Annotated in this window: 28 protein-coding genes; 2 read left to right on the top strand and 26 right to left on the bottom strand. The window is 31.9% G+C overall.

The genetic code is table 11. The features are described 5' to 3' along the window. Positions 1–6 precede the first annotated feature (6 nt). The 4 genes from ACW5YJ_RS08075 to rpsU all read right to left on the bottom strand — a co-directional run bounded on the left by ACW5YJ_RS08075 (position 7) and on the right by rpsU (position 2,849). Complete coding sequence (locus ACW5YJ_RS08075) at positions 7–675, bottom strand: hypothetical protein (protein WP_017724607.1); 669 nt, start codon at positions 673–675, stop codon at positions 7–9. 16 nt (positions 676–691) lie between these two features. Further along, positions 692–1,675, bottom strand: a complete 984-nt coding sequence (gene floA, locus ACW5YJ_RS08070; protein ID WP_017724608.1) for a flotillin-like protein FloA — start codon at positions 1,673–1,675, stop codon at positions 692–694. Positions 1,676–1,687: 12 nt separating this feature from the next. Next, the gene (locus ACW5YJ_RS08065) at positions 1,688–2,326 is read right to left on the bottom strand and encodes an NfeD family protein (protein WP_216652801.1); all 639 of its coding nucleotides are present in this window, start codon (positions 2,324–2,326) and stop codon (positions 1,688–1,690) included. Between the two features lie 346 nt (positions 2,327–2,672). Further along, complete coding sequence (rpsU, locus tag ACW5YJ_RS08060; protein ID WP_002483157.1) at positions 2,673–2,849, bottom strand: 30S ribosomal protein S21; 177 nt, start codon at positions 2,847–2,849, stop codon at positions 2,673–2,675. A 338-nt stretch (positions 2,850–3,187) separates the two neighbouring features. Between rpsU and ACW5YJ_RS08055 the strand changes: the two genes are divergently transcribed. Next, positions 3,188–3,415 carry a hypothetical protein gene (locus ACW5YJ_RS08055; protein ID WP_017724610.1) on the top strand — a complete coding sequence of 76 codons (228 nt, stop codon included), beginning with the start codon at positions 3,188–3,190 and terminating at the stop codon, positions 3,413–3,415. Between the two features lie 1,174 nt (positions 3,416–4,589). Here the strand turns inward: ACW5YJ_RS08055 and ACW5YJ_RS08050 are convergent. The 8 genes from ACW5YJ_RS08050 to lepA form a co-directional block, all read right to left on the bottom strand. After that, a complete protein-coding gene (locus ACW5YJ_RS08050; RefSeq protein ID WP_026113594.1) occupies positions 4,590–5,342 on the bottom strand; it encodes a 16S rRNA (uracil(1498)-N(3))-methyltransferase in 753 nt (250 codons plus the stop codon). 1 nt (position 5,343) lies between these two features. Then, the gene (prmA, locus tag ACW5YJ_RS08045; protein ID WP_017724613.1) at positions 5,344–6,282 is read right to left on the bottom strand and encodes a 50S ribosomal protein L11 methyltransferase; all 939 of its coding nucleotides are present in this window, start codon (positions 6,280–6,282) and stop codon (positions 5,344–5,346) included. A 3-nt stretch (positions 6,283–6,285) separates the two neighbouring features. Continuing rightward, positions 6,286–7,422 (bottom strand): molecular chaperone DnaJ, encoded by a 1,137-nt coding sequence (gene dnaJ / locus ACW5YJ_RS08040; RefSeq protein ID WP_017724614.1) that lies wholly within the window; start codon positions 7,420–7,422, stop codon positions 6,286–6,288. A 146-nt stretch (positions 7,423–7,568) separates the two neighbouring features. Further along, positions 7,569–9,413, bottom strand: coding sequence for a molecular chaperone DnaK (gene dnaK / locus ACW5YJ_RS08035; RefSeq protein WP_017724615.1), 1,845 nt, complete (start codon positions 9,411–9,413; stop codon positions 7,569–7,571). Positions 9,414–9,468: 55 nt separating this feature from the next. Further along, entirely contained in the window at positions 9,469–10,080 is a 612-nt protein-coding gene (gene grpE, locus ACW5YJ_RS08030) for a nucleotide exchange factor GrpE (RefSeq protein WP_017724616.1), read from the bottom strand. A 26-nt stretch (positions 10,081–10,106) separates the two neighbouring features. After that, a complete protein-coding gene (hrcA, locus tag ACW5YJ_RS08025; protein WP_119604096.1) occupies positions 10,107–11,087 on the bottom strand; it encodes a heat-inducible transcriptional repressor HrcA in 981 nt (326 codons plus the stop codon). A gap of 100 nt (positions 11,088–11,187) precedes the next feature. Continuing rightward, positions 11,188–12,312, bottom strand: a complete 1,125-nt coding sequence (gene hemW, locus ACW5YJ_RS08020) for a radical SAM family heme chaperone HemW (RefSeq protein ID WP_017724618.1) — start codon at positions 12,310–12,312, stop codon at positions 11,188–11,190. A 98-nt stretch (positions 12,313–12,410) separates the two neighbouring features. Further along, positions 12,411–14,234, bottom strand: a complete 1,824-nt coding sequence (gene lepA / locus ACW5YJ_RS08015; protein ID WP_017724619.1) for a translation elongation factor 4 — start codon at positions 14,232–14,234, stop codon at positions 12,411–12,413. Positions 14,235–14,554: 320 nt separating this feature from the next. On the opposite strand from lepA, the gene rpsT reads away from it, so the two are divergent. Next, positions 14,555–14,806 carry a 30S ribosomal protein S20 gene (gene rpsT, locus ACW5YJ_RS08010; protein WP_017724620.1) on the top strand — a complete coding sequence of 84 codons (252 nt, stop codon included), beginning with the start codon at positions 14,555–14,557 and terminating at the stop codon, positions 14,804–14,806. Between the two features lie 449 nt (positions 14,807–15,255). On the opposite strand, the gene holA is transcribed toward rpsT, so the two are convergent. The 14 genes from holA to ACW5YJ_RS07940 form a co-directional block, all read right to left on the bottom strand. Further along, positions 15,256–16,230 (bottom strand): DNA polymerase III subunit delta, encoded by a 975-nt coding sequence (holA, locus tag ACW5YJ_RS08005; RefSeq protein WP_107551134.1) that lies wholly within the window; start codon positions 16,228–16,230, stop codon positions 15,256–15,258. A 72-nt stretch (positions 16,231–16,302) separates the two neighbouring features. Then, complete coding sequence (locus tag ACW5YJ_RS08000; protein ID WP_135092648.1) at positions 16,303–18,402, bottom strand: DNA internalization-related competence protein ComEC/Rec2; 2,100 nt, start codon at positions 18,400–18,402, stop codon at positions 16,303–16,305. A gap of 127 nt (positions 18,403–18,529) precedes the next feature. Beyond that, on the bottom strand, positions 18,530–18,991 hold the full coding sequence (locus ACW5YJ_RS07995; protein ID WP_017724623.1) for a ComE operon protein 2: 462 nt from the start codon (positions 18,989–18,991) through the stop codon (positions 18,530–18,532). Between the two features lie 84 nt (positions 18,992–19,075). Beyond that, positions 19,076–19,789, bottom strand: coding sequence for a helix-hairpin-helix domain-containing protein (locus tag ACW5YJ_RS07990; RefSeq protein ID WP_457338078.1), 714 nt, complete (start codon positions 19,787–19,789; stop codon positions 19,076–19,078). A gap of 48 nt (positions 19,790–19,837) precedes the next feature. Beyond that, entirely contained in the window at positions 19,838–20,554 is a 717-nt protein-coding gene (locus ACW5YJ_RS07985; RefSeq protein WP_119604131.1) for a class I SAM-dependent DNA methyltransferase, read from the bottom strand. Between the two features lie 2 nt (positions 20,555–20,556). Beyond that, a complete protein-coding gene (gene rsfS, locus ACW5YJ_RS07980) occupies positions 20,557–20,910 on the bottom strand; it encodes a ribosome silencing factor (RefSeq protein WP_017724626.1) in 354 nt (117 codons plus the stop codon). Next, positions 20,911–21,495: a bis(5'-nucleosyl)-tetraphosphatase (symmetrical) YqeK gene (gene yqeK, locus ACW5YJ_RS07975; RefSeq protein WP_107551137.1), complete on the bottom strand. Its 585-nt coding sequence runs from the start codon at positions 21,493–21,495 to the stop codon at positions 20,911–20,913. After that, positions 21,485–22,057: a nicotinate (nicotinamide) nucleotide adenylyltransferase gene (gene nadD, locus ACW5YJ_RS07970; RefSeq protein ID WP_026113595.1), complete on the bottom strand. Its 573-nt coding sequence runs from the start codon at positions 22,055–22,057 to the stop codon at positions 21,485–21,487. Before nadD ends, yqeK begins: the two co-directional genes overlap by 11 nt. After that, a complete protein-coding gene (gene yhbY, locus ACW5YJ_RS07965) occupies positions 22,057–22,347 on the bottom strand; it encodes a ribosome assembly RNA-binding protein YhbY (protein WP_017724629.1) in 291 nt (96 codons plus the stop codon). Before yhbY ends, nadD begins: the two co-directional genes overlap by 1 nt. An 11-nt stretch (positions 22,348–22,358) precedes the next feature. Next, on the bottom strand, positions 22,359–23,156 hold the full coding sequence (gene aroE, locus ACW5YJ_RS07960; RefSeq protein ID WP_457338077.1) for a shikimate dehydrogenase: 798 nt from the start codon (positions 23,154–23,156) through the stop codon (positions 22,359–22,361). A 12-nt stretch (positions 23,157–23,168) separates the two neighbouring features. Then, positions 23,169–24,275, bottom strand: coding sequence for a ribosome biogenesis GTPase YqeH (gene yqeH, locus ACW5YJ_RS07955; RefSeq protein ID WP_457338076.1), 1,107 nt, complete (start codon positions 24,273–24,275; stop codon positions 23,169–23,171). Then, positions 24,276–24,803, bottom strand: coding sequence for a YqeG family HAD IIIA-type phosphatase (locus ACW5YJ_RS07950; protein WP_017724632.1), 528 nt, complete (start codon positions 24,801–24,803; stop codon positions 24,276–24,278). Between the two features lie 15 nt (positions 24,804–24,818). After that, complete coding sequence (gene mtnN / locus ACW5YJ_RS07945; RefSeq protein ID WP_017724633.1) at positions 24,819–25,505, bottom strand: 5'-methylthioadenosine/S-adenosylhomocysteine nucleosidase; 687 nt, start codon at positions 25,503–25,505, stop codon at positions 24,819–24,821. Between the two features lie 230 nt (positions 25,506–25,735). Beyond that, a complete protein-coding gene (locus tag ACW5YJ_RS07940) occupies positions 25,736–26,968 on the bottom strand; it encodes an NRAMP family divalent metal transporter (RefSeq protein ID WP_017724634.1) in 1,233 nt (410 codons plus the stop codon). Positions 26,969–26,970 lie beyond the last annotated feature (2 nt).

Here is a 26,970-nt window from a genome sequence, read left to right as displayed (position 1 = left end):
ATAAAATTATAACCTTTTAGGTCTTTCCAATACCTCTGACCAAATAATACCATTCACCACTTCATCATCAGCAAACCTAAACTGATCATTATTAGCAGGACTTTGAATAGCATGTGCATTCATCAATTGTTTCAAGCGAATTCTTTTTGTTCTTTCAGATAAATATTTATCTGCAATGATTGCACGCGCTTTTTTCTCAGTTCTCTGAAGCCTTTTCTCATTTTCACGATCAATTTCAGTTCGAACATCTTGAATTTGCCCCATTAAATCAGCTTCAAGCTCTTTTTGTAATTTATCATCTTGTTGCTGTTGAGCTCGTTTTGCTTTGTCTGCTTCAGTTTCATTATCTTTTCTTGTTTTACGCTCAGAACTTGGTGATTCCATTTTTTCTGCACGTGTTTCCGTTGGTGAAGATTGTGAACGTTCGTGTTGAGGCATTTGCTCAGGTTCTCTTCTTTGTGACGTAGGATCTTCATTAATATGCTTTTCAATCTCTTTGAAGGTTTTACCTATTTCATCTAAGAATCCGCCTTTTTTCGGTTGCTCACCATTACTATTTGGTCCTTTATTTACTGGTGGCTTTTGATTTTGTCTATCTTTATGGCTATTATCATTAATAGCTCCGATTATTGTTACAATCACAGATATTACAAAAATAATAATACCTATATTCATTTAATCACCCCTAAAGTTATTTATCCGGTGATTCATCATCTTGTTGATTTGTACGTTGATTAATAGAATTTCTCATACCTGTATCTGCCTCAACATTTTTCAAGTTGTAATAATCTTTTACGCCTAAATTTCCAGAACGTAAAGCTTCTGCCATTGCTAATGGTACTTCAGCTTCGGCTTCAACAACTTTAGAACGCATTTCTTGTACTTTCGCTTTCATTTCTTGTTCTTGCGCTACGGCCATAGCACGACGTTCTTCAGCCTTAGCTTGTGCAATATTCTTATCTGCAAGTGCCTGTTCAGTTTGCAAGTCTGCACCGATATTTTTACTAATATCAACATCAGCAATATCAATTGATAAGATTTCAAAAGCTGTACCAGAATCTAAACCTTTACTTAAAACAGTTTTCGAAATATTGTCTGGATTTTCTAATACTTCTGTATGGTGTTCACTTGAACCAATAGTAGAAACAATACCTTCACCTACACGAGCTATGATTGTTTCTTCACCAGCGCCACCAACTAAACGAGCAATGTTGGCACGTACTGTAATACGAGCTTTGGCTTTTACTTCGATACCATTCATAGCAACACCAGCGATAAACGGTGTTTCTATAACTTTAGGATTTACTGACATTTGAACAGCTTCTAAAACGTCACGACCAGCTAAGTCGATAGCAGCGCCACGTTCAAATGGTAAGTTAATATCCGCTCTTTGTGCTGCGATATTCGCATCAACTACACGGTCAACGTTACCACCAGCTAAATAATGAGATTCAAGTTGATTCGTAGTTAAGTTAAGTCCTGCTTTATGTGCTTTAATAAGCGGTGAAATAACTTTTCTTGGGGATACTCTACGTAATCTCATACCTACCAATGTACCTATTCCTACTTTAACACCAGCAGCAATTGCTGAAATCCACAATCCGACTGGTACAAATGAAAATAATAACAATAATGCTATTACTACTATAGCGACAATAATAATTAATCCAATCATACTTTCTCTCCTTTATGATTCGTTTTCTCTTACAACAACTCTCGTGCCTTCTACTTCTAAAATAGTAACTTGCTTATTTCTTAAAATAAAAGAACCATCAGAAACTGCATCAATACGCTCATTGTTATAAGTAATAATTCCTGCAGGTCTTAAATCAGTTGAAGTTGTTGCAGTTTGCCCAACTAAATGAGAGCGATCTTCGTGTGAAGTGTAGCCTGCTTCTGCATTTGTAGAATCTTTTAATACAACCTTGTCTAAAAATGGAATTTTCCGTTTGAATATCTTCACAAGTATCACCCATTCAATAATTGATAGAATTAATGCAACGACGACATTGGCAATCATATAAACTAAGTTATCTCCTAAAGTAATAATACTAAAAACTATAAGTGCCATACCGATAATACCGATAACCGCGCCGACTACAAAAAGTTCAATTATTACAAATATAACGCCTATGCCAAATAAAATCACAGAATATAAATTGACATCTCCTTTTATATAAAATCCTAAAAAGAATATCAATAAAGTTAATGTGGCAACAATTCCTATTATGTTAATTTTATTTGAATACAATTGGTATAAGAAACCTAAAAAGATAATACATGTTAAAATTAACGCAACTACTGGATTTACAATGAAATTAGCCATATTATCAACCCAGTTCCCACTTTCAACAAAATTAGCTGAAAATATTGTATGTAAACTACTTGAAAGAATCACTCTATCACCTCGCTCTCAATTTAATTATACATGAAATCAATACGTGATTATAGCGTTTACAGCATAAAATTTCGTAATCAATAAATTAATTTTTAAAATTTTCTTAATTGGAAGAATTTATTAAGAAACGCTAATAATTTGTATTGGCAATTACTATAAAACAAACGTTATATAAGAATTTAGATAAAAATAATAGCCTTTAGTTGATTATCAACTAAAGGCTATTTTGGTTTATAATTAATGTTGGTGTTGAGGGAGTCAACGAAACAATTAATTATTTGAATTTACGTTTACGTGCAGCTTCTGATTTCTTTTTACGTTTAACGCTAGGTTTTTCGTAAAACTCACGTTTACGTACTTCTTGAATTGTACCGCTTTTAGAAACTGTACGTTTGAAACGACGTAACGCATCTTCAAGTGATTCGTTCTTTTTGACTACTGTTTTAGACATGTGTATTTCCCTCCCTCCAAATATCAACGAAACTTTATTATCATCACATGGTATTAACCATGTATAACTTAGTATAATATATCTGATTAATGTGGTCAATTAGTAAAATTTTAATTTAATGATTCATATTACACACTACATTTGAAATACCGTTAAATCAATGGTTTTAATTTTTAAAATTATGATAAAGCTGCATATTGAATGGAAGTTTTGATTTTTAATGTATGTTCATTTAACGAGTTGGACAATTATATAATTATAAAAAATCATATTACAAAATCTAATTTTTATGATATGTTTATTGTGCGGTTAAAAAATAAAGGTTAGGAGAATATAATATGTCACAACAAAATAAAGATAACACTCAATTATTCATCATCTTAGGTTGGGTATGTACTGCAATGTCATTGTTATTTATTCCAATTTTATTTGGTGCTGGCGGCGTGATTTTTGGTTATTTATTGCGAAATAAAGGACAAGTACAACATGGAACTATAATGATGATAGCTGCTATAGCTTGTGCAATTCTAGGATTTGTTCTAGGTATGGCTGCATTCGGGTATTAATTATTTTCCTCTAAAAAAGCTCACCTATTCATTTAGGTGGGTTTTTGTATATTCATGTAGTATTGCTATTGTAATGAGTTCCGCTTTTCTGAGGTTTGATTTTCTAGTCACTAGGTCAACCACATTTTGACGTGATAAACCAAGTTTTCAGGTATACTATAAGCTGTTTCGGTTTCGAATAATTTATTCATCATCTGATTGATTTCATTAATCGTGTACATTATTGCACTTCTTTTGCTTTTATATACTTTAATTATTAGCAACCTAGCGATTAATGTGACTACACTTTTTGATATATCATTTCCAAATGATACATTTAACCATGCAAGTATGAGTAGAATAATATAGTTTTCATAATGTTTTAATCTTAAAGTTTAATTATAAATAGAATAAGCACATGGATCCCTGTCTCATCATAGCTAACATTTTTGAGTGAAACTTCTAACTACTCTAACCATCATAGATATAGTAGGCAAAAACATTACAAGTAAGACAATATAATATATATCTACGACAGTATTTTCCCATTTAATTGGAACAAAAATACCGCTTAACATAATCATAAATAATATTACTATGTTTATTAGAATAATAACTCCCAGATGACTTAATTTCGATGTCCCCTTATAATTAAATATATTTTTCCAATACTCTAAATACATTATTTTCTCCTTTATAAATTAATTTCAATATTAAAACACAACATTAAGGCGAGTACGTAAGTGCCTACTTTATTTATAATCACGTGAAATTATTACATTTTAGACAATAATAACAGTTAGGTATTCAAAAGTGTATTGAGCAATTCATTTTTATGCAATTAGGCATTAAAATCATCCAATTATGCAATATTTAAACAATTTATTTATTGATTGATGTACAATATAATAAATAAAATATAAAGAGGTGAAAATTATGATTACAGACATCGTTAATGCAATTATCACTATCATCCAAGCAATCATCGCTGCTATCCCTAAGTAAAAATGTAAGCGCTTCACATTAATTAAAAAGGACTAAAACAGATTTTATTCTGCGTTAGTCCTTTCTTTTTTCTGTTAGTCATTTCAATTCCATTTTAATACAATAAAACTTATCACTTACCTTACAAATAGTACTGTAATAAGTTTTATTTTTGAATTCGTAGCTTATCCAACATCTGTTTGAATTAGGATTAATCTAACAATTCTAATTCATAACTGATGGCACTTAGCACATATAGAGGTGCTGTTTCAGCTCTTAATATTCTAGGACCAAGCCCAACTTGATATGCATTGTCATTAAACAATGCTAACTCTTCTTCCGCTAAACCACCTTCAGGCCCAAAAATCACTAAAACACGATCATTTGGCTGGAATGTTTTTATCAACTTTTTAAGATTACTAACTTCACCTTGTTTTGCAGCATCTTCGTACGCTATCAAAATATAATCATATAAATCACTTTGTTGAAAAACTTCTTTTAGTGATGCTTTATAATCGATAGAAGGTATTGCTAATCTATAGCTTTGTTCGGCAGCTTCTTTGATAATTTTCTGCCAGCGTTCTAATTTTTTAGTTATCTTACTATCATTTAATTTTACAACGGAGCGTTTCATTCCCACAGCTAAAAATTCACTAGCACCTAGTTCAGTTGCTTTTTGTAACAACCATTCATATTTATCCGCTTTGATTAAACCACTGCATATAGTAATGGTTTGAGGTAATTCTGAATCTATATCAATCTGTTCAACTAGCTCGATTTCAATTTCATCAGTATCTATATTGCTAATTTTACATTTATAAACAAATTGATCCGAAAAAGTAATAATAATTTCATCATTCATTTGATACCTCATTACATTCAAAATGTGATGGATGTCACCTTTTTCGATAATGGAAAAACGCTGAAGTGAATCAGCGTTTTGATTAATAAAGTATCTTTGCATGTCAATCGCTCACTTTCTGCCCTACGATACAGACCCAGCTATTTTCATGGTTAATAGACAATACTTTAAAACCAGTGCTTTCCATGTGTCTTACAATCGCTTCGTGCTTTTCTTCTATAATACCAGACGTAATAAAATAACCATCTTCATTCAAGGTATTATATGCGTCATCGATCATTTCTTCAATAATATGAGCTAGAATATTAGCAATCACAACATCAAATTTTTCAGCTTCTTCTTTTAATAAATTTCCAGTCGTGACTTCAATTGCATGGTCACAATTATTTTTCTCAAAGTTATCTTTAGCAACTCTTACTGCCATTTCATCTACGTCTAATGCCTTAATACGTTTTACACCTAACAAATAAGCAGCAATACTTAATATACCTGAACCAGTGCCGACATCAATAACAGAATAGCTTGGCTTCACATATGATTCTATTGCTTTTAAACACATACTAGTTGTAGGATGGTCACCAGTACCAAACGCCATGCCTGGATCTAACTCAATGCATAATTCACTTTCATCTTCTTTTTGATATGTTTCCCAACTAGGAACAATTGTGAACTGTTCTGAAGCTCTAAATGGATGGAAATAATTTTTCCATTCATTTTCCCAATCTTGCTCACGTAATGTTTGTTCTTCGTACTCAAAAAGTGAAAGATCCAGAGAAGTAACTTGCTTAATTGTATTAATAAGCTCAGATTTAAATTTTTCTGTATATTTAATTTCATTGAAGTACGCTTTTATTCTTACACCTTTTTGAGGATAATCATTAGCATTTAATGCATAAATTTCACCAAATTTATCCTCAAATGCTTGTTCTAAATCTTTAGAATCTTCTATAACTACACCATTTGAGCCAAAATCTTCTAATATATCAGAAATAATTGATGAGGCCTCGTGATTAATGTTGATTGATACTTCAGTCCAGTCCATATATTATTCTCCTTTAAAGAATCTTTTAGCTTTATCTCTAAAATTTGATGGTTGTTCTGAAATCTCTTCGCCATCAATTTCTGCAAATTCTCTAAGCAATTCTTTTTGACGTTCACTTACTTTAGTTGGTGTAACTACTTTAATATTTATAAATAAGTCACCATATCCATAGCCATGCACATTTTTGATACCTTTTTCTTTAAGACGGAATTGTTTGTCTGTTTGAGTGCCTGCAGGAATAGTCAACATTACACTGCCATTTAACGTCGGAACCTTAACTTCGTCACCTAACGTTGCTTGCGCAATACTTACGTCAAGAGAATAATAAATATCGTCGCCATCTCTTTCATATTTTTCTGAAGGTTTAACTCTAAAGACGATGTATAAATCACCTTGTGGTCCTCCATTTTCACCTGGAGCACCTTCACCAGCTAATCTAATTTGTTGTTCATTATCAACACCTTCAGGTATTGTCACATTGATTTTAACATTTTTGTTTTCAGTGCCTTTTCCGTGACATGTTGGACATGGTTCTTCAAATTCTTGACCTGAGCCACTACATACTGGACAAACTTTTTCAGTTCTAACTCGACCAAGTATTGTATTTTGTTCAACAGAAACATGACCAGCACCGCTACAATAATGACATGTTTTTTTCTTAGTGCCGGGTTTAGCACCTTCACCATCGCATGTGTGACAAGTAACATCTTTACGTATTGAAATTTCTTTCTCACTACCAAAAACTGCTTCATCAAAAGTAACAGTCATCGTATATTGTAGATCGTCACCTTTTCTTGGCGCGTTTGGATCACGTTGTTGTCTGCCGCCTCCGAAGAACGAACTGAAAATATCTTCGAAACCGCCGCCTCCGAATCCGCTAAAGTCTTGGCCACCAAATCCTTGACCACCAAATCCACCTTGTGGTCCGTCATGGCCAAATTGGTCATAATTAGCACGTTTGTTGTCATCACTTAAAATTTCGTATGCTTCTGAGATCTCTTTAAACTTCTCGTCTGCACCTTCTTCTTTATTTATGTCAGGATGGTATTTCTTTGATAATTTACGATAAGCCTTTTTAATTTCATCTTTAGAAGCGCTTTTACTAACACCTAAGACTTCATAATAATCTCTTTTGGCCACTGTTATCTCTCCTTTTACGGTTTTATTAAATCTTTTATAAAAAAGGAAAAAGTCAAAGCCAATGTTCAATTGACTTTGACTTAATTTGGCTAAGCAATTGTGTCATATATTTCTATCAATAACAATTAATTAGTCCATGACTACACTTATTTTTGCTTATCTTCGTTGTCGTCATCTTTAACTTCTGTGAAATCTGCATCTTCAACATTGCTATCTTGAGAAGCGTTTGCATCTTCACCTTGAGCTTGTTGTTGAGCTTGTGCAGCTTGTTCGTAAACTTTAGTTGATAAGTCTTGAACAACTTGTTCTAATTCTTCTTTTTTAGCTTTGATATCTTCTATATCTTCGCCTTCAAGCGCAGATTTTAATGCTTCTTTTTTATCTTCAGCATTTGTTTTATCTTCTTCGCTGATATTTTCACCTAAATCAGTGATTGTTTTTTCAACTTGGAATACTAAACTATCTGCTTCATTTCTCAAATCACTTTCTTCACGACGTTTTTTATCTGCTTCCGCATTTTCTTCAGCATCTTTAACCATGCGATCAATTTCATCGTCTGAAAGCGCTGAGCTTGATTGTATTGTAATGTTTTGTTCTTTGTTAGTACCTAAGTCTTTTGCAGTAACGTTTACAATACCATTTTTATCAATATCGAATGTAACTTCGATTTGAGGTACACCACGAGGAGCTGCTGGGATATCAGTTAATTGGAATCTACCAAGTGTCTTGTTATCCGCTGCCATTGGGCGTTCACCTTGTAATACATGGATATCAACTGCTGGTTGGTTATCTGCAGCTGTAGAGTATACTTGTGATTTTGATGTTGGAATTGTAGTATTTCTTTCAATTAGTGTGTTCATACGTCCACCCATAATCTCAATACCTAATGATAATGGTGTAACGTCTAATAATACTACGTCTTTAACATCACCTGTGATAACGCCACCTTGAATTGCTGCACCCATTGCTACTACTTCATCAGGGTTAACACCTTTATGAGGGTCTTTACCTACTTCTTTTTTCACTGCGTCTTGTACTGCAGGGATTCTTGTAGAACCACCAACTAAGATAACTTCATCGATGTCAGAGCTAGATAAACCAGCGTCTTTCATTGCTTGACGAGTTGGTTCCATAGTTCTTCTGATTAATGAATCTGCTAATTCTTCAAATTTAGAACGAGTTAATGTAAGTTCTAAGTGTAATGGACCGCTTTCCCCAGCTGAGATGAATGGTAATGAAATTTGTGTTTGAGAAACACCAGACAAGTCTTTTTTAGCTTTTTCTGCAGCATCTTTAAGACGTTGTAAAGCCATTTTATCTTTTGATAAATCTACACTATTTTCTTTTTTGAACTCTGCAACTAAGTGATCAATAATTACTTGGTCAAAGTCGTCCCCACCAAGTTTATTATCACCTGCTGTTGAAAGTACTTCAAATACGCCGTCACCTAATTCAAGGATTGATACGTCGAAAGTACCGCCACCTAAGTCAAATACAAGAACTTTTTGATCTTGTTCTGTTTTGTCTAAACCGTAAGCTAATGCAGCTGCAGTTGGTTCGTTAATAATACGTTCAACTTCTAAACCAGCAATTTTACCAGCATCTTTAGTAGCTTGGCGTTCACTGTCATTGAAGTATGCAGGAACTGTAATAACAGCTTTATCTACGCTTTCGCCTAAGTAATCTTCTGCTGTACTTTTAAGGTTTTGTAATACCATTGCTGAAATTTCTTGTGGTGTATATGATTTACCTTCAACGTCTACTTTGTAATCTGTACCCATGTGACGTTTGATAGATTGAATTGTGTTAGGGTTAGTGATTGCTTGACGCTTAGCAACTTCACCTACTTGAGTTTCATCATTTTTAAATGCAACTACAGATGGTGTTGTTCTAGCACCTTCAGGATTTTGAATTACTTTTGGCTCATCGCCTTCTAATACTGCAATACATGAATTTGTTGTACCTAAGTCAATACCTATTACTTTACTCATAAATAAATTCCTCCTGTTATGTTTGAAAATTTGGTGTTTTCAACAATAAAATAATTTATTGATTTACTTTAACCATTGAAGGTCTTAAAATTCTTTCTTTCAATTTATAACCACTTTGTAGCTCTTGAGTAATTTGTCCAGATTCGAAATCAGGATTATCATCTTGAACTACAGCTTGGTGGAAGTTAGGATCAAATTGTTGACCTTCAGTTTCTATTTTTTCTAAACCATTATTTTTCAATGCATTTAATAAGCTTTCATGAACCATTTCCACACCTTTTTTAAGTGATTTAAACTGTTCATCTTCGCCATCAATTTGTAAAGCACGTTCAATGTTATCTATTGTTGGTAAGATATCATTTAAAACATCTTGTGCTTTATACTCTTTCATTGTCTGGTTTTCTTTTTGAATTCTACGCTTATAGTTTTCAAATTCAGCGTATAATCTTAAATATTTTTCTTCATTTTCTTGAACATCTTTTTTCAATTGTTGAATTTCTTCATCTTTAGGATCTACGTCTTCTGAGATATTTTGTGAATCGTCCTCCTGCAGATTATCTTGTGATGTTTCTGTAGTTTCATCAGTGTTTTCAACCGTATTTTCTTCTGAAGTTTGTTCATTTACATCTTCGTTTTGGTCGAAAACTGATTCATTTTTTTCTGTCATTGTCTGCCCTCCAATACAATTGTTAATTACCAAATCGTATTTAGTAATCTGATTACGTTCTGATAATTCATTGCCGTTGGTCCGATAACCGCAATTTGACCTTTAAGTCTATCATCAATGTGATATTCACTTGTAACGATTGAAATATCACTTAAACTTGATTCAATTTCATGACCAATTTTGACATTAATAGCTGAATTAGACATTTCATCAAGTAATTGTGTGATTTTATTCGATTCTATATATTGTAGAATCGGTTGAATTGATGATACGTTCGTTTCATTCAACGCATCTATGAGTTTAACCTTTCCGCCCATAAAAATGCCATTACTTTGATTATCAAAATGAATATCTATTGTATTCAACATGTCTTTTATAAAATCTTTTTCAATATCTGATTTCACAAAAGTATTCAAGTCGTTTTCAAAATGATGATCGTTCCACTCGTTATATTTAGCAGTAACAAAATTAGAAACATTTGTAAGTTCATTATTTGATAATGGAACTTGAGATGCTAAATGTAAGTTTTCAACATGACCTGATGAGAATACAACAACCATTATAACCAAATAAGCATTTGCTCTAAACAAATGAATGTTATTAATAATATCTTTTTTATGATTTGGACGCATTACCAACGTTGTATACTGAGATTGATTTGAAAGTTCATTTGCAAAATCACTGAGTGAAGTCGCAATATCATAATGGTTTTCAACTAATAAATCTCTCAAACGTTGAATTTTAGTTTGTTGTTGATGAGATGTTTCTTGTAATAATTGATTCACATAATATCTGATACCTGATTCTGAAGGATATCGTCCTGACGACGTGTGCGTCTTCTCTATTAGTTCAAGAAGCTCTAATTGCTTCATCTCATTCCTAATAGTAGCAGGACTAACATTCAATTTATGCCGTTCAATCAGTGTTTTTGAACCAATTGGCTGACCTAAATCAACATAATCTTCAACAATTGCATTTAGTATGCTTAATTGTCTATCACTAATCATGTTTTCACCTCATTAGCACTCCTTTGTTTCAAGTGCTAATTATAATTTATCAAATTGGTCAAAGTAAGTCAATGTTAAAGCACTGGATTTTTATAAATTTTTATACATTAAGTAAAAAAGATTCAAACACTAAGTTTCCGACGACTTTTCCGCGATCAGTCATAGAAATGTAGTCATCTTGTTCAACAATAAGTCCTTTTTGAGTTAAATCTTTAAGCGACTGCTCATAAACTTGCTCAACTGTTTGATCAAATTTTTCAAAAAACCTATTTTTACTTACACCTTTATTCATTCTCAAACCTAAGAACATTTCTTCTTCCATTTGTTCTGTTTTCGTTGGATAAGTTGATTGTAATATAGGTCTTTCATTGCTGTTCACTTTTTTTATATAGTGATTTACAGGATTAACATTACTGTAACGTTCACCATTCACATAGCCACTTGCACCTGCACCAAAACCATAATACCCTTCATTTTTCCAATAAACTTTATTGTGTTCCGATTCATGGCCTGTTTTCCCAAAATTTGAAATTTCATATTGATGCAAATCAGACTTATTCATTCTCTCAATTAGATACTCGTACATTTCTTCACCAATATCTTCATTTGGAATTTTCAACTTACCTTTTTTATACATATTATAAAATTGTGTTTTAGGTTCCAATATAAGTCCATAACTTGAAATATGATCAATATCCATGCTCAATGCCTTTTCTAAACTATCCTTAAAATCTTCTAACGTTTGTTGTGGTAAATGATACATCAAATCTAAACTTATAGAAGGGATGCCTACTGCACGCGCGTTAGTGACAGCTTGATATATATCAGTAGTATGATGTGTCCTACCTAATATTTTTAAAAGTTCAGGTTTAAACGTTTGTACGCCCATTGACAATCTATTTACACCAAAATCTTTTAATAATCGAACTTTTTCAATTGTCAATTCATCTGGATTAGCTTCAAAACTAAACTCACCTTTAATTTTAAACGTATCAGTAATTGCAATTAGTAATCGCTTCAGTTGTTCATAACTTAATGCTGTTGGTGTTCCGCCGCCTACAAACACAGTTTCTAAAACTCTAACCTCGCTATCGCACATCTCTTTAATTAAGCAATCTAAATATTCATCTACTGGTTGATTGTGTATAAAATATTTATTGAAATCACAATATGTACATATTCTTACACAAAATGGAATATGGATATATGCACTTTTCACTTCCATATTGCGTGCACCTTCTTTCGTTTATTAAAGACTTAGAATCATCATAAAAAACTGGGCCATAAATCTTTTGGATTTAAGGCCCCAATTTTTAATTTATATTAATCTTCATCCATCTTAAGTACAGCTAAGAAAGCGTCTTGAGGGATTTCAACATTACCTACTGCTTTCATTTTAGCTTTACCAGCTTTTTGTTTTTCTAAAAGTTTTCTCTTACGAGTAATGTCGCCACCATAACATTTAGACAAAACATTTTTACCCATTGATTTAATATTCGTTCTTGCTACGATTTTTTGTCCTACAGCTGCTTGTACAGGAACTTCGAACTGTTGTCTAGGTATCAGCGTTTTAAGTTTCTCGACTAAAGCTTTTCCTCGGTCATATGCAAATTCTTTATGCACGATAAAGCTTAAAGCATCTACTTTCTCACCATTTAACAAGATATCCATCTTCACTAAATCACTTTCTTTATTATCGATAAATTCATAATCGAATGAAGCATACCCCTTAGTATTAGATTTTAACTGATCAAAGAAATCGAATACTACTTCTGATAATGGGATCTCATAAATAATATTCACACGAATATCATCCATATATTCCATATTTATAAATTGACCACGTTTGCGTTGGCATAACTCCATTACTGCACCTACATAGTCATTAGGAACCATCATAGTCGCGCGCACAAATGGCTCGTATATTGTTTCTATCTTATCTCTATCAGGCATGTTCGCAGGATTATCCACCGTTACTTCATCGCCTGTTTTTAAGATGCATTCATAAATAACTGAAGGCGCTGTGGCAATAAGTTCTATTCCAAATTCACGTTCAATACGTTCTTGGATAATTTCCATATGCAACATACCTAAGAAACCTGTACGATAACCAAAACCTAAAGCTTGTGATGATTCAGGCTCAAATTCTAACGAAGCGTCATTTAATTGTAATTTTTCTAGTGCTTCTCTTAAATCATTATAATCTTTGTTATCAATTGGGAATAGACCACAGAAGACCATTGGATTCATTTTCTTATAACCTTGTAATGGTTCAGCCGCTGGTCTATCGGCATGGGTAATTGTGTCCCCTACACGTGAATCATCTACATTTTTAATGCTAGCAATGATATAACCAACATCACCGACAGTCAATTCATCAACTTGTAATTGTTTTGGTGTATTGATACCAACTTCAGTCACTTCGAATTCTTTGCCAGTTGCCATCATTTTAATACGATCGCCTGCTTTTACAATACCTTCCACCACCCTGATAGAAGATATAACTCCTCTATATGGATCATATTCTGAATCGAATATAAGTGCTTTTAAAGGTTCTTCTGGGTCACCTTCAGGCGGTGGTACTACTTCAACGATTTTCTCTAAGATATCTTCAATACCAATATTTGATTTTGCACTTGCCAGTACTACATCATCTTTATCGATACCGATAACGTCTTCTAATTCTTGTTTCACTCGTTCGGGTTCTGCCGCTGGCAAATCTATTTTATTGATAACTGGTAATAATTCTAAATCATTATCAAGTGCTAAATACACATTAGCTAAAGTTTGTGCCTCTATACCTTGTGCCGCATCCACAACTAATATAGCACCTTCACATGCAGCAAGTGATCTAGACACCTCATAAGTAAAATCGACATGCCCTGGTGTATCGATTAAGTGGAACGTATATGTTTCCCCATCTTTAGCATCATATTTTAAACGTACTGCATTTAATTTAATTGTTATACCGCGTTCTCTTTCTAAATCCATAGAATCCAATAATTGAGACTGCATGTCTCTAGTCTCGACTGATTTTGTATTTTCTAAAATTCTATCAGCTAATGTAGATTTACCATGGTCTATATGTGCGATAATGGAAAAGTTTCTAATATTTTTACGTCGATTATAGCGTTCTTGTTTATCCATGTATTATCCTTCTCACTTTCATAATTCTAGCCCGTAATATGTATGACATTCTTTGATATAATAACGTTTTTAATAGTTAATTGCAAACTTGCAAAGTATTTTAACAGTAATACTCATTAAGTCATAACATTTTAAAGAGATTTTGAATTGAACTTTTGTGTTACTTTTTTATCTTTCTATAGTAGATTGTATCATTTATATCTCTTTTACGCGCCTTAGATAAATAAATGATTGCAGAAAGTTGCTTGTTTTGATAAAATATTTCTTGTTGTAATCAAATTAACTTTGATAGCGAAGATCACTTTTAGGAGGTGACACACATGCCAAACATTAAATCTGCAATTAAACGTGTTAACACAACACATACTGCTGAAGCTCGTAATATTTCTCAAAAAAATGAAATGCGTACAGCAGTTAAGAGAGCTCATTCAGCTATAGAAGCTGGTGCTGATAACAAAGCTGACTTAGTGAGCTTTGCTTTGAAAAAAGTAGATAAAGCTGCACAACGCAACTTAATCCACACTAACAAAGCTGCTCGTATCAAGTCTTCATTAATGACAGCTGCTAAATAATAAACAGATTCAAGCAACTGCTCGAGTCTACTAATCAAACAAACCTTAGGTGATAGTTCGCCTAAGGTTTGTTTATTTATATTTGTATAATTATTTTTAAAATAGCAGTCACCCTTCATCAATTAATTTATTCAAGATAATATATACCACCTTGGTTTAATTTATATATCATAATCTTTTTAGTGTGACCAGTCTTGCAAACTTATCTTTCAAAAACTCATCAAACATCTATCTCTTGGTATTTGCTTATTAAACAAAAAGACTGTCGACAATATAAAAGTATTATCAACAGCCAAATTCTATGGACAAATTCAATATATCATTTAGATTTAACATAAAATGATACTATTTAAAAATCCAAAATCAATTAGTTAAAAATCCACTAGAAAAACTATTTTAATACTGTCAAATCTCACTTCATTAAGTTAATCGTGACTATTTGTATATAATTAAAGTGACAATATAAACAGTTCTAAAATCAATTGTTTATCCATATATGATGACTTCAATTTATAATCTGTTTCTGCACATGTATCAATTATGTTTAATAACTTCTCTAATTGATAATTTCTTGATTGGTTCAAAGCTAATTTAACACGGTATGGATGTACATTGATTGTTTTAGCTATTTGTTGGCCGCTGTAGCCTTTTTGACCTAATATTTTACATTGATAAAATAAGCGATAATTACTTGTAATTAATGCTAATAATTTAATTGGTTCTTCTTTCATTGCTATCAAGTCTTTGACCAATTGTATAGCTTGGGATTTTTTATTTTTCTGAATATAATCAGTTAATAAAAAGACATTTTGTTCTAAACTTCTATTAACAATTTGATGGACATCTTGCTTATTAATCGTAGCCCTATCACCTAAAAATAGTATTACTTTTTCAAGTTCTTGTTTTACAATATTAAAATTAATACCCGTAAGTTCTAAAAATAAGTCTAACGCATCTTGTTTTATATCTTTGTAATTTTCGTGAAGTTCATTTTTCATCCATTTTTTTATCTCTTCTTCGGTCATTTGTTCAATTTTGATTAAATTAGCGTGTTTCTTTAAAGTTTTAACTAACTTTTTTCTTTCATCTAATTTTGATTGATAGACTTCAAATATTATTAAAGTTTCCCCATCATATTTTTCAATAAATTCAATTAGTTGATCAGTATTATGATTTAGGTCTTTTGGCGCTTTTTCGCCTGTAAATACATATGCATTTTGAACTAATACTGCTTTTTTGTCAGAAAAAAATGGTAAGGTTAGTGTTTCTTCAATTATAGGAGATAAATCACTTTCATATAAATTATATTTAACAAAGTTAAAATCATCTTTAGGGGCATTCAAGTAACGGTTAATGACCTCAGCTGACTTTTTTTCAATAAGTTCAGGTACTTCACCGTAAATTGTAATTATCTTATCGCTCATCTTTAGCACCCTTTCATCACTATTACGCATTTAATTATTATAGCATGGAGAAGTTGATCTCTCTACATAAAATCATTGGTTCATTTCGGTATTTATAGTTAATTGGGAATTTAATTTTATAGTTACCTCTCCATACTCATTTGATTGGAAAACTTGAGCACCTAACCTTTTTAATTTAGTTATAACTTCTTGATTCGGTAGATGGTACCGATTTGTCTTACCTACAGAAACAAGACAAATTGTTGGTTGTATTTTTTGTAAAAATTCATTGCTAGTACTTGTTTTGCTTCCATGATGACCCACTTTTAGTATATCTATCTTTGACAATTTAAAATTACGCAAAAGTATTTGTTCATTATTAGTGGTAGCATCTCCCATAAACAACATTTTAATCTTATTATATTCTATAAAAGTTACAATAGAATGTTCATTTAAATCCTGTGAATACTTAATTGTTGTATCAAGTAAAGTAATATTTGCTTTACCTAAGTTAAATTGTTGTATGTTTTTAAAATCAATTAGCTTTATATGATTTCTCTCACTTTGGTGGATTAAAGTCTTTAATTTATTCATATTAAAACTCGTTGTATTAATGATTATATTTTTTATCTTGAACTTAGTTATTAAGTAACTTAATTCACCTATATGATCCACGTGGGGATGTGAAATAATAATATAATCTAAAGATGTTAGACCGTGCTTTTTAAGTGTAGGTATTATATGATATTTAGCAATATTATGATTTCCTTTCATTGCTGAATCCCTAGCTGAGTACATCGATGTGCCACCAGTATCAATAAGTATGCTTTCTCGTTCATTTGTTTCGAATAGAAATGCATCTCCTTGATTCACATTTAACATTGTTAATTTATAAGAATCATCATGAGGAATGATTGTAGAAATGATATACAAAATAAGCACAGTTATGATAAAACATACATAATATTTATGAACTAAAAAAACTAATGCTATAAAAACTGTAACAAAAGTTAAAGTAATAAATATTTCATTAAGTTCAGGTACATGCCATTTATAAATGTTCATGTGTATGAATAGATTGATAACTACATCATGAAACGTCATTAATAAATTTAGTGGTGTGCTAAGAAAGCTTAGTTCTAGGGGAAAATGTAAGAGGATAACGATGAAAATAACAAATGGAAATAGTATAAATGTATAAAAAGGTACAAAAAATAGGTTAGTTATAATACCAATCCATTGAATATGATTAAAATAAATAGCACTTATAATAAATGAACCCAGTTGCGCAATTAAAGATAGATAGAAAATATTTTTTATCAAATGAGCTTTTTCTAATATTGGAAGAGCAAACAAAATAAAAAATGTGATAAGAAAAGAAAATTGAAAGCCTAAATGATAGATAAAAGGTGGATGAAGCGAAGTCATAAAAATAAATGATAGTGATAGTAAATTAAGCGTATTTTTTGCAATTGATTTAGATAATATAATTAACAAGAGACAAGTTATAGTTGCTCTTATAGCACTTGGAGCTAAATCTATATAAAAAACATATAATGGTAAAATAACGCAAATAACTATTTTAATGATAACGATTGGGCATTTCATATGGTTTAACAAAAAATATAATATGCTTGTTAATGTACCTATATGCATTCCACTAATGGCTAATAGATGATATATCCCAATTTCTTTATATTTATCAATGTCGTCTTTACTAATTTCTGATACGTCACCACTTATAAGTGCAAAAACCTTACCAGTAGATTCTATGTGTAAATGCTTAAGTCGTTCTAATACGTACTGTTTGTGATAATCTAAAATATATGAATAATCGCTTTTGGATTTATAACAACTATTAAAATCAATATTATTTATAAAAAGTGATAATTGGCTATACGGGTGATTGTTGTACGACTTAAATATGGCATCAATTTTGCAATTTTGCCAAACAATTTTTGATTGTACTGCCCTAGCATTTTCACTTTTTATTTGATAATAATATTTAAAAGTACGCTTTCCTATTTTGACGTTTCCAGTTAATTTTTTATTGTTCAAATTTGGCTTGTTTATAAAATAAGCTTGAGTATGCACAGTTTGTTTCGTTAAAAAGTTATGTTGTTCAACTGTCACTTTTAAATGATATTGAAAATAAATATTAGATAATATTGATATTAATATAATGAATAGCATTTGAAACCATCTTAATCTTTTTCTAATACTTATTACCATTATGATTAAAAAGATCAGCATCGACAATGATTTGACATGTAGCCATAAAACACCAACTAAATATGCTAATGCATAAAAAATCAAAAAGTTATTGATTCATTAAGTATTGTGCTACATGTTCTTGATTGAAAGGGATTTTCGTGTGTTCGATACCTGATTGATCTAATAATTTCAACGCATAATCGTGATTGTGATAATCTTCAGCGTAATAAATTGTTTTAATTCCTGCTTGTATAATTGACTTCGTACAATTCAAACAAGGAAAATGAGTAACATAAATTGTTGCACCATCAGTAGATACTCCCTGTTTAGCACACTGTAATAAGGCATTCATTTCAGCATGTATAGTCCGTATACAGTGACCATCTTCTAATAAACAACCTTCATCAATGCAATGAACCTCACCTGATACAGACCCGTTGTATCCTCCAGCTATAATTCTATTATCCTTTACAACAGTAGCGCCTACTGACAAGCGTTGACACGTAGAGCGTAATGCCAATAAATGACTTTGTGCCATAAAATATTCTTCCCATTTAATGCGATCCATGATGATAGCCTCCGTCTTTTGATTAAAATAAAATTTTGATTTAATTATAGGTTAATTTGTATCATTTAAAAATGCAACAAAAACTTAAACTACAAAATAATCGCTTATCTTTTCCAGTGTTTTTGACCCTATGCCTTTAACTTCTTTCAATTGCTCCACTGATTCAAAATTGCCATGTTGCTCTCTATACTCAATAATAGATTTAGCTTTTGTAGGACCAATACCATTTACACTTAACAATTGAGTTTCGCTAGCACTATTTAAGTTTATTTTCCCTTGTTGTCTATCGTTCAATTTAGTTTTCAAAGCTAGCGTTTGGTCTTGTTGATGGTTATTTGATTTACTTGAATCATTAGTACTTGTAGCTGGCGTTTCTCCCTTTTGGGGAATATAAATAACTTTTTGGTCCAACAACTTTTCTGCAAGGTTAATCGTTGAAAGATCTGCATTATCCAAAACCTGCGCTTTATCTAATAACTGTTTGACTCTATCTGTAGACTTCATCTCGTAGATATTAGGATGTTTAACCGCACCTTTTACATCTACAATAATAACTTCATTTTTGGATTTTCTAGGATTTTCTTTGCGTTTAATATTGGATTCAGTTTCATTAGATTGAGATTCACTTGCAGCTTTATTTATAGATACTGTTGAAATTTCGTTCATCTCTTTGTCATCCGTGTGAATAAATTTATTGCCTAAAAAAATAAGTGTTAGTAATAAAACGATTGAAATAATGCTAAATATAATTTTATATTTGTTAATAATTTCTTTCCATCTTTCCCATTGAAACAACATAAAAATCACTCCTTTATACCATACACGTACAAAGGAGTGATTTTACTTTTATTTTTTAACAATGAAAAACAAGCGGTGCCCTTCAGCATCATGATTATCAATTTCAAAATCAACAAATGTCTGAATATCCTTAAAACCTACTTGAGCAAGCATATCCTTGTATTCTGATTCTAGATAGGTACGCTGATAGTGAGATTCATCAAATCGATTATACTTACCATCAGATTGCCTAATGAAAAATGACATATCATGCCATACACTTAATGGTTCTTCACCTTTAACAGCTTCCCATCCAAGAAATACATCATCCGATTCATCTATATAACTTTGATTATTAAATAAAGTATCCATTTTAAAACTTGTGTGTACATCAAACATAAATACACCATTATTATCTAAATGCTCGAAAACACGTTTGAAAGTAGCAACAACATGCTCTGTCTCTGGTAGATAATTTAATGAATCGCAAAAAATAGTGATAACATCAAATGATGTGTTGAGTTGAAAATCAGTCATATCGCCTTCTAGCCAATTAACATGTTCTGATTTTTGTGTTGCTATCGCAAGCATATCGATACTAAGGTCCATCCCAGTCACTTGTTTAAATTCATTAAATAATGACGTTAAGCTGCCTGTACCGCATCCTATATCTAGGATAGAGCCTTTATTTTCTGCAAAATAATTTACAATCTCTAACCAAGACTCATAAGGTTGATCAAGCGTTAACTGATCGTAAAACAGGCTCATTTCTTCATATTGAGACATAATTAATAAACTACCTGTCTATATGATTCTAATGGTGCATCTCTATATAATTTTTCAATATTATAATAATCTCTTTCGTCTTTGTGGAAAACGTGTACGACTACATTTGCTAAATCAATAAGAATCCATCTCGCTTCATTAAAGCCTTCCATACGCTTAACTTCAATTTCTGCTTCATTAGCTGCGTCTTTAACTGCTCGTGCAATTGATTGAACTTGTTTTTCATTATTTCCGTGACAAACTACGAAATAATCTGTCATATCGCTAATACCTTTCATATTTAATGAAATAATATCTTCTGCTTTTTTATTCTCTGTTGCTTCGACAGCTAGCTTTAATAGTTGATCTGATTTCATCTAATCATCCTTTACTCTTTCGTCACTGTAATTATAATAATTTAAACATGCAATCGTTGCGTCATAAACATTAATATCTTTATTAATTAAATATAACACTGTTCGCTTAGATATTTCATATATAGTTTTATCTAAGCTACCTTGATTGTATGCTAAATCTCTAATTTCTTCAACGCCTGGGGTCTGACGGCCTGGTTCTATATAATCTGCAATAAATACAAGTTTTTCGGTTTTCGTCATTTGGGCACGGCCAGTCGTATGATTTTTAATTGCAAGTAATACTTCTTCATCTTTAATACCATAGTGTTCTTTCATAATTACTGCGCAAACTGGGCCGTGTAATATTTCAGAGCCATAACTTAGTAAATTGCGATCTAAATCTTGTTGTGTAACAATTTGATACATTGAACCTAGGTCATCATACTTTGAATAATCATGTAAAACACCTGCAAGTTCAGCTTTATCTTTGTCCCCATCATAGATGTCTGCTAATTTCACAGCTGTTTCTGCTACTCTTAATGAATGGTTAAACCTTTTTTCAGGCAATTTCTCCTTAACAATTTCAACTGCTTGATCAATTTTCATATAATCCTTCCTCTCGGATATATTGTTCAACACTTGGAGGAACCAAAACCTGGATATTCCTATTAGATTTTATTCTATCTCTAATTAACGTTGAACTAATATCAATGCGCGGGATTGTAATTGCTATCATATCTGCATCAACACTTTGTTGTGCCTTGTCTCTATTAACAATTACAAATGTGATGAGCTCTTTTAATTCATCTATTTTATACCACTTATCTAGCTGATTATACTGATCAGTGCCAATTACCAAATATATTTTAGCTTCGGGGTTTTCTTGTAATATAGAACGAACGGTATCAAATGTATAACTCTGTCCTTTTCGCTCTATTTCGTCTAAATAAACTTCGCCGAATCCAAGTTCTTTAATAACATTGTGAATCATTGTAACCCTATGATTTGCATCTAAGTAGTCATCATGAACCTTTAAAGGTGACATATAACTTGGTAAAAAATAAAATACATCTGGTTTAATGACATCATTAACTTCACTAGCTACTACCATGTGAGCAAGATGAATCGGGTTAAACTGCCCACCATATATTACGATTGATTTTGTCATTATGGTAATTGTATTTGCTTATTGTCTTGAGATTCTTTATACAACACAATCATAGACCCGATTACTTGCACAATGTCACTACGCGTTGCATCACTTAAAGTCTGTGCTAAATCATTTTTATCTTCAGAATTATTTTGTAACACATGTATTTTAATTAGTTCTCTATTTTCTAAAATATCTTGTAGTTGATCTACCATATTATCATTTATACCCGCTTTACCTATTTGAAAAGTTGGGTCGACATTATGGGCTTTACTGCGTAAAAATCTTTTTTGCTTACCTGTTAACATAATTAGCTCCTTTATAAATGCTTTAAAACTGCCTCTTTCATAATTTGGATTTGAGGTAGTTCATTTGTCCATATTTTAAAACTCTCTGCCCCTTGATATACAAACATATCAAGGCCATTGTGAATTGGATTTCCTTTCGCTTCTGCTATTTCTAAAATAGGCGTTTTAAAAGGTACATACACAATATCACTAACTAAAGTTCGCGAATCTAAATTATCTAGATTTATAACTACTTCCTTGTTTTCATGCATACCGGCAGGTGTTGTATTAATCACGATATCAAATTCATCTAGTGCTTTTTCAGCTTCTTCCAAAGTAATTTGGTTCACATCTAAATCCCAATTTTCAAAACGTTTCAAAGTTCTATTAGCAATTGTTAATTTAGAGTGTACATGCTTAACTAATTCATTTGCAATACCTTTACTTGCACCGCCAGCGCCTAAAATTAATATATAAGCATTTTCCAAATCTGGATATACCTGTTTTAAGCCAGTTACATACCCAATACCATCTGTATTGTAGCCAATCCATTTACCATCTTCAATTTTCACTGTATTAACAGCGCCAACTGTCTTGGATTGATCATCTATTTCATCTAGATATGGCAATATATTTTCTTTATGAGGAATCGTCACATTAAATCCAGAAAGTGCTTTTTCATCAATAATTTCTTTGATTAGGTGAAATTGGTCTTCTGGTATGTTAATTGCTTCATAAGATGATGGATTGTTTGACGCTTCAAAATTCGCATTATGCATGATCGGGGATAATGAATGTACTATTGGGTTACCTATTACCGCATATTTCATGTTTATGCCACCTTACATTATTGAATTTCTTAATACTACATCAACATTTTTAGGTACGCGAATTATAACTTTAGCACCTTCATCAATTGTAATAAACCCTAAACCAGAAATCATCACGTCGCGTTTTTCTTTTCCAGTTTCCAACCTTACCGCTTTAACATCTTTTAAGTCAAAATGCTCTGGGTTATTAGGTGGCGTAAGTACAGCACCTAACTGATTGCGCCATAATTCATTGGCATTTTCAGTTTTGGTACGGTGTATATTTAATTCGTTAGAAAAATAACAGACTAGTGGTCGTTTCCCACCACTTACGTAATCGATTCTTGCTAGTCCACCAAAGAATAGAGTTTGACCTTCATTTAATTGGTATATACGTTGTTTAACTTCCTTTTTCGGCATGATTGTCTTAAGTTCATTTTCAGTGACATAATGTGTCATCTGATGTTCTTGAATAACACCAGGTGTATCATACATGAAAGAAGTATCGTCTAAAGGAATATCAATCATATCTAAAGTCGTACCTGGAAATCTTGATGTTGTTACTACGTCTTTTTCGCCAACACTTCGTTCAATTAATTTATTAATAAGCGTTGATTTACCTACATTTGTCGTACCTACAATATAAACGTCTTCACTGTTTCTTAATGTATTGATTGAATTTAATAAATCTTCAATCCCTTCATTTTTTTCAGCAGAAATAATTACAACTTCATCAGCTTCTAGCCCATATTTTCTAGCTGTCTTTTTCAGCCACTCTTTCACACGACGCTTATTAATTTGTTTAGGTAATAAATCTACTTTATTGGCTACTAAAATAATCTTTTTGTTACCTACAATACGTTTAATTGCATTAATAAATGAACCTTCAAAATCAAATACATCAACTACATTAACAACAATACCGCTTCTATCAGCTAAGCCATTAAGTAATTTTAAGAAGTCTTCACTATCTAACCCTACATCTTGTACTTCGTTGTAATTCTTTAATCTAAAGCATCTTTTACAAATGACATCCTCGCGGTATAAATTATGTTCTGGTACATAACCGGGCGCATTTGGATCTTCAGCTTGTAATGGAGCACCGCAACCAATACATTTCAATATTTCAGTTTCAGCCAATCAGTTTTCCTCCCATGTAATATAACCTTTTTTTCTAAAGTGTTGTAACAATCTTCGCTCGATTAAACGGTTGAATTTTGTTATAAAACCATCTGTTTGCTTTACAGGAACAACCATAATTGTAAATAAGCCTCTTCTATTACCACCAAATACATCTGTTAGCATTTGATCTCCTATTACTACAATCTCAGAGGGTTTCAAATTCATTAATTTTGATGCTTGGTTAAAAGCTCTACCTCTTGGTTTTTTCGCCCTAAATATATAATCAACTTTTAATGATTCTGAAAAACTTCCAACACGTTGTTTATTATTATTAGAAACAATTGTTACTGTAATACCTGCTTCTTTTGCTTGTTCAAACCATTGCTTAACAGCCTCTGTTGGATTTGCTACATCCCATCCTACAAGTGTATTATCTAAATCTGTAATTATACCTTTAACACCAGATGCTGCAAGTTTTTCAATATCTATTTGAAAAATAGATTGAACATATTCATTTGGCATAAAATAATGCTTTATCATACCCATTTTATTTTCACCTTTTTATATAGTTTTAATTAAGTGTTCTACGATTCCACTTGAAGATATTGCTGCTTTTTCTAAAAATGCTTCAAATGTTATACCCGCATCGCCATCTGCTAAATCTGAAATTGCTCGAGTAATTATAAATGGCATGTTGAATTGATGACAAGTTTGTGCAATCGCCGTGGCTTCCATTTCCGCTGCCATAGCTTGCGGAAAATTTGCTTTAATTGCCGTGCGTTGTTCACTTGTGCCAATAAAACTATCCCCACTAACGATCAAGCCTGTCTTGGCATTGATTTGTTGTTGCTTAATAGCTTCAATTGCTTTATCTATTAATTCTTTATCTGCAACAAATTGCGCCGGCATTTGTGGGATTTGTCCTAATTGATAGCCAAAAGCTCTTGCGTCTGCATCATGATAGGCAACCGTATCACTTACGACAACATCTCCTACATTTAATGATTTGTCTAGTGCACCAGCAGAACCTGTATTAATAATTAAGTTAGGCTTAAATTGATTAATTAATAATGTAGTTGAAATCGCTACATTCACTTTACCAATACCACTCTGTGTAAGAATTATGTCTTTGCCTTCTAAATTCCCTTTATAAAAGATTACATGCGCGATTTTAATTTCTTCTAAATTTTTTATTTTATCTTTTAAGATTGCTACTTCTTCTTCCATAGCACCTATAATACCAATCACATTTATTCACCTCATCTTAAAATCCTAGCCTTTGTTATTCTACCACATTTAAAGAAATAGCTCGATATTAGTTCTATGTTTTTATTCAAATTCCAAATACTCAATTCATTATCTATTTCGATTATTAATCTAAACTATTTCTATCATATTTAATTATTACGCAAATAATAGTTAAAACCCTGTAAGTATGCATCAATGACATTACTTACAGGGTTTTATAAAATTATTTATTAACTACCAAATAATTCAGTTAGTCCTTGTAATGAGAACACTCCTGTTACAATAGTTACTATGACTGCAACAATACCAAAAATCAGCATCCACGTTGGGTGTTTATAATCTCCAACTATAGATTTACGTTTACTAGCAATTAATATTGTACCTAACGTAATTGGTAAAATCAAACCATTTAATGCCCCTGCAACTATTAATAGTGTTACAGGCTTACCTAGTAATAAGAACACTAAAGTTGAAAACACAATAAAACTAATTACAATAATATTTGTTTTATTATAGACTGATTTATGAAGTGTTTTTAAGAACGTAGCACTCGTATATGCAGAACCAATAACTGATGACATGGCTGCAGCAAATAATACAACACCAAAAATATTACGTCCTATCGGTCCTAGAACATGTTCAAACACAGAAGCTGGTGGGTTTTCTGAGTTTAATGTTACGCCTGTAACTACTACACCTAGTACTGCTAAGAATAGCAATGTTCTTAAAACACCTGTTGTTAAAATACCTGAGATGGCTGCTTTATTTACAAATGGTAAGTATGCCTTCCCTTGAATGCCTGAGTCTAATATTCTATGTGCTCCTGCAAAAGTAATATAACCACCAACCGTACCACCGACTAAAGTAATTATAGGCAAGACTAGTGCAAGTGGTTGCTCAGGCATCACTATATGTTTGGCCGCTTCAGCATAAGGTGGATTAGCTTTGAACATAACAAATGCTACTACAATAATCATCAATACGCCTAAGAACATTGTAACTACATCCATTATTTTCTGTCCGCTTTTACTAATAAAAATACCAATTGATAAGACGGCGGTAATTGCTGCACCAATTTTAACGTCTAATCCAAATATGGCATTTAGGCCTAGTCCAGCACCAGCAATATTACCAATGTTAAATGCGAGACCGCCTATTGCGATAAGAATAGAAATAAATGTTCCTAGCCCATTGAATATTTCATTAGCTATTTCTTGTCCTCGTTTTCCAGTTACAACTAATACACGCCAAATATTGATTTGTGCACCTATGTCAATAATTATTGATAACAAAATTGCAAACGCAAAACTTGATGCAAATTGTGCAGTAAAAACAGCAGTTTGTGTTAAAAATGCTGGCCCTATTGCAGATGTCGCCATTAAAAATACTGACCCTAATAGTAGTCTTTTGTGGTTCTTAGTAAACTTAAATTCTTGCTCATCTGACTTTAATCTTTCCCCCATAA

It is taken from the genome of Staphylococcus sp. mip270_02, from assembly GCF_054031535.1.
The sequence above is the reverse complement of the archived record's forward strand: the minus strand, read 5'-3'. Positions and strand labels throughout refer to the sequence as shown.